This is a genomic window from Methylopila musalis (genome assembly GCF_042679725.1).
Taxonomy (GTDB): Bacteria; Pseudomonadota; Alphaproteobacteria; order Rhizobiales; family Methylopilaceae; genus Methylopila; species Methylopila musalis.
Genome location: NZ_JBHTMX010000225.1, coordinates 1 through 4257, shown reverse-complemented (window position 1 = coordinate 4257; position 4257 = coordinate 1). Strand labels below are relative to the sequence as shown.

The following is a 4257-nucleotide window of genomic DNA, read 5'->3' as shown; positions in this document are numbered from 1 at the left end:
CGCGGCCGGCTGGTCTGGACTTCGGGCGCCAACGCCGGCGCCGCGGCCGAGGTCCGCGCCCAGGACGGCGCGGCGGTGGAGCTCGCCGAGACGCCGGCCATGGCGATCGCGCCCGGTGACGGCTTCACCGTCACCGCCGGTTGCGACAAGACCTTCGCCACCTGCCGCAAGCGTTTCGGCAATCAGGTGAACTTTCGCGGCTTCCCCCTCATGCCCGGCAACGACTGGCTGGCCCAGCCCGCCCGTTCCGACGGCGACAACGATGGCGGCCGCCGTGGCTGACGCGATGGCGCCCGAACGGGTGGTCGCCGCCGCGCGCGGCTGGCTCGGCACGCCCTATCGCCATCAGGCGAGCCTGCGCGGCGCGGGCGCGGACTGTCTCGGCCTCGTGCGGGGGCTGTGGCGCGAGCTTGTCGGTCCGGAGCCTGAGACGCCGCCGCCCTACGCCCGAAGCTGGGCGGAGGACGGCGCGCCGGATCTGCTGGCGCAGGCCGCCGGGCGCTGGCTCATCCCGGCGTCGCCCGGCGAGATCGCCGCCGGCGACGTGCTGCTGTTCCGCCTGAAGCCCGGCGGCCCCCCGCGCCATGCGGGCGTCGCCTGCGGGCCGGACCGCATGATCCACGCCTATGACGGCCACGGCGTGGTGGAGACGCCCATCGCCCCCGCCTGGCGCCGCCGCCTCGCCGCCCGCTTCCGCTTTCCGGCGTCGTCGTTCGACATCTGAAGGCCAGTCCAAATCCGTGAAGCTCCTCGCCATGCCCGAGCCTGTCTCGGGCATCCACGACTTTTGACCGCGCGACGGTGTGCAGGTTCAAATCGTGGATGCCCGGCGTTCGCCGGGCATGACGGGAGGGGGCAGCCGCGCTTCGGCGATTTTCAAACCGACTCCGAGGTCCTCCCATGGCCGTTCTCGCGCTCACCGCCGTCGGCTCCGCGATCGGCGGGGCGCTGCTGCCGGGCGGGCTGAGCCTGTTCGGCGCCACGCTGTCCGGCGCGGCGCTGGGCGGCGCGCTCGGCGGGCTCGCGGGCTCCATGCTCGACCAGACGGTGCTCTCCACCACCACGCGCCGCGTCGGCCCCCGGCTGGACGACCTGCGCGTCACCGCCTCCACCGAGGGCGCCCCGGTGCTGCGCGTCTATGGCCGCATGCGGGTCGGCGGGCAGGTGATCTGGGCGAGCCGCTTCCGGGAGACCAGCTCCACCCAGAGCTCCGGCGGCAAAGGCGGCGGGCCGAAGGTGAAGACCACCACCTACAGCTATTTCGCGAGCTTCGCGGTGGGCCTGTGCGAAGGCGAGATCGACGGGATCGGCCGCATCTGGGCCGACGGCCGCGCCATCGATCCCGGCGCCTATGACGTGCGCCTGCATCGGGGCACGGAGGAGCAGCTTCCCGACCCGAAGATCGTGGCGGTGGAGGGCGCGGAGCACGCTCCCGCCTTCCGGGGCCTCGCCTATCTGGTGTTCGACGAGCTGCCGATCGGCGATTTCGGCAACCGGGTCCCGCAGATTACGGTGGAGGTGATCCGCCGTCCGCCCTCCGAGCAGCCCCAGCTCGAGGACCTGCTGCGCGCGGTGACGCTGATCCCCGGCTCCGCCGAATTCGCCTACGCCACCGACAAGGTGGAGCGCCGCGCGGGCTTCGGCGCCTATGCGAGCGAAAACGTCCACACCGAATATGACGACGCCGATTTCAACGTGGCGCTCGACGACCTGCAGGCGCTCGCGCCCAACGTCACGGCGGTGTCGCTGATCGTGGCGTGGCACGGGGAGGACCTGCGCGCCGGCGCCTGCCGCATCGTTCCCAAGGTCGAGACCCGGGACAAGATTACCCGGCCGTGGAGCTGGCGGGTGGGCGGACTGCGCCGCTCCGACGCCGCCGTGGTGAGTCAGGTCGGCGGCGCCCCGGCGCTTGGCGGCGCGCCCGCCGACCGGGCGGTGTGGCAGGCGATCCGGGAGCTGAAGGCCCGCGGCCTCGAGGTGACGCTGACGCCCTTCATCCTGATGGACGTGGCGCCCGGAAACGGCCGTCCCGATCCCTATGGCGGGACGGAGCAGGCGGCCTATCCCTGGCGCGGGCGCGTCACCTGCCACCCGGCGCCGGGGCGTCCCGGCTCGCCCGACAAGACCCCCGCCGCCGCCGCGCAGGTGGCGGCCTTCTTCGGCGACAGCGACCGCGAGGATTTCGGCTGGGACGCCGACGACCGCAGGGTCACGTATGGCGACGGCGACGACTGGTCCTACCGCCGCTTCATCCTGCATCTGGCGCGCATCGCCAAGGCCGCCGGCGGGGTGGACGCTTTCCTCATCGGCTCCGAGATGATCGGCCTGACGACGGTGCGCGACGGCGCCGCGAGCTATCCCGCCGTGGCGGAGCTGAAGCGCCTCGCCGCCGACGCCCGCTGGATGCTGGGGCCGGACACGAAGATCGGCTACGCCGCCGACTGGACGGAATACGCCGGCCATCGCCCGGACGACGGCTCCGGCGACGTGCTGTTCCATCTCGATCCGCTGTGGGCGGATACAAATGTCGATTTCGTCGGCGTGGACAACTACGCGCCGCTCGCCGACTGGCGCGAGGGCGGCGGCCATCGGGACGCGCTCGCCGGCTGGCGGGGGCCCTACGACCCGGCCTATCTCGCCGCCAATGTGGAGGGCGGCGAGGGCTACGACTGGTTCTACGCCTCCGACGCCGATCGGGCGGCGCAGGTCCGCTCGCCGATCGACGACACCGCCCACGGCGAGCACTGGGTGTTCCGCGTCAAGGATTTCCGGGGCTGGTGGGAGAACCTGCACCACGACCGGCCGGCCGGCGCGCGTTCGCCCACGCCCACCGCGTGGATCCCCCAGTCGAAGCCGATCCGCTTCTGCGAGGTCGGCTGCCCGGCGGTGGACAAGGGCGCGAACCAGCCCAACGTGTTCGTGGACGAGAAGTCGTCCGAGAGCGCGCTGCCCCACTTCTCCAACGGCCGCCGGGACGACATGGCGCAGCGCGCCTATCTCACGGCGCAGCTTGGCTACTGGCGGCCGTCGGCGGGCGCCAACCCGGTTTCGACCGTCACCGGCGCGCGCATGATCGACGCCGTGCGGATACACGCCTGGACCTGGGACGCCCGACCGCATCCGGCCTATCCTCTGCGTTCCGACGTCTGGGCCGACGCCGCCAACTGGCGGCGGGGGCACTGGCTCTCGGGCCGGCTCGGCTTCGCAAGCCTGCGGGACGTGGTGGCGGAGCTCGCCGCGCCCTCGGCCGTGCCGCTCGATCTCGACGATCTCGACGGCGTGGTGCGCGGCTATGCGGTGGACCGGGTGATGGCGCCCCGCGACGCCATCGAGCCGCTGCTGGAGGCCTTCGGCGCCGTGGCCCAGCAGCGGGGCGAGGGCGTGCGCATGGCGAATCGTCAGGCGCCGCCGGTGGCGACGCTGACGCCAGATGATCTGGTCGATCCGGGCGAGGGCAAGCCCGCGTTCCGGCTCACCCGCGCGCAGGCCTCCGAGGTGCCGGCTGCGCTTCAGCTTCGCCATGTGGACCCGGAGATCGACTACCGGCAGGGCGCCGTGGAGGCGCGCCGACTGGCGGGCGAGGGCCGGGCGGTCGCGGAGGTCAGCGTGCCGCTGGCGCTGACCGCGCCGGAGGCGCAGGCGCTGGCGGACGGCCTGCTGATCGAGGCCTCGGTGCGGCGGGAGCGGGGCGAATGGACTCTGCCGCCCGGCCGGCTGGCGCTGGAGCCGGGCGATCTGGTGACCTTCGCGGCCCATGGCCGGAACACGCTGATGCGGCTCGAGGAGGTGGGCGAGGAGTATGGCCGGCCGGTCAAGGCCGTGCGGGCGGACCCGGACGCGCGCTCCGTCGCGCCGGTGGACGACGATCCCCGTCCGCCGCCGGACCGGCCGCGCGCGGTGGCGCCGGTGTTCGCGGTGCTCGACCTGCCGCTGCTCGCCGGCGACGAGCCGGCCCACGCGCCGCGGCTCGCGGCCTACGCCAAGCCCTGGGCGCCCATGGCGGTCTACCGCTCCCGCGACGGGTCCGGCGTCGAGCTGGACCAGATCCTGCCGCTGCCGGCGACGCTCGGCGAGCTGACGGCTCCGCTCGGCCGCCACGCCAGCGGTCGTCTCGACCACGCCAACGCGGTCGAGGTGGAGATCGGCCCCGACCGCACGCTGGAGAGCGTGACCGGCGCGGCGCTGCTCGCGGGGGCGAACGTGGCGGCGGTGCGGGGGCCGGGCGGCGGCTGGGAGGTGCTCCAGTTCCGCGACGCG

Annotated in this window: 3 protein-coding genes; all 3 read left to right on the top strand. The window is 73.9% G+C overall.

Annotated elements, in window-relative coordinates; genetic code table 11:
• A partial coding sequence (locus tag ACFQ4O_RS15595; RefSeq protein WP_378776964.1) for a phage BR0599 family protein occupies nucleotides 1-282 on the top strand: 282 nt, incomplete at its 5' end.
• On the top strand, nucleotides 275-724 hold the full coding sequence (locus ACFQ4O_RS15590) for an NlpC/P60 family protein (protein ID WP_378776962.1): 450 nt from the start codon (nucleotides 275-277) through the stop codon (nucleotides 722-724). The genes ACFQ4O_RS15595 and ACFQ4O_RS15590, both read left to right, overlap by 8 nt.
• A gap of 176 nt (nucleotides 725-900) precedes the next feature.
• Nucleotides 901-4257 (top strand): baseplate multidomain protein megatron (locus ACFQ4O_RS15585; RefSeq protein ID WP_378776960.1); only part of this gene is annotated, 3357 nt, incomplete at its 3' end.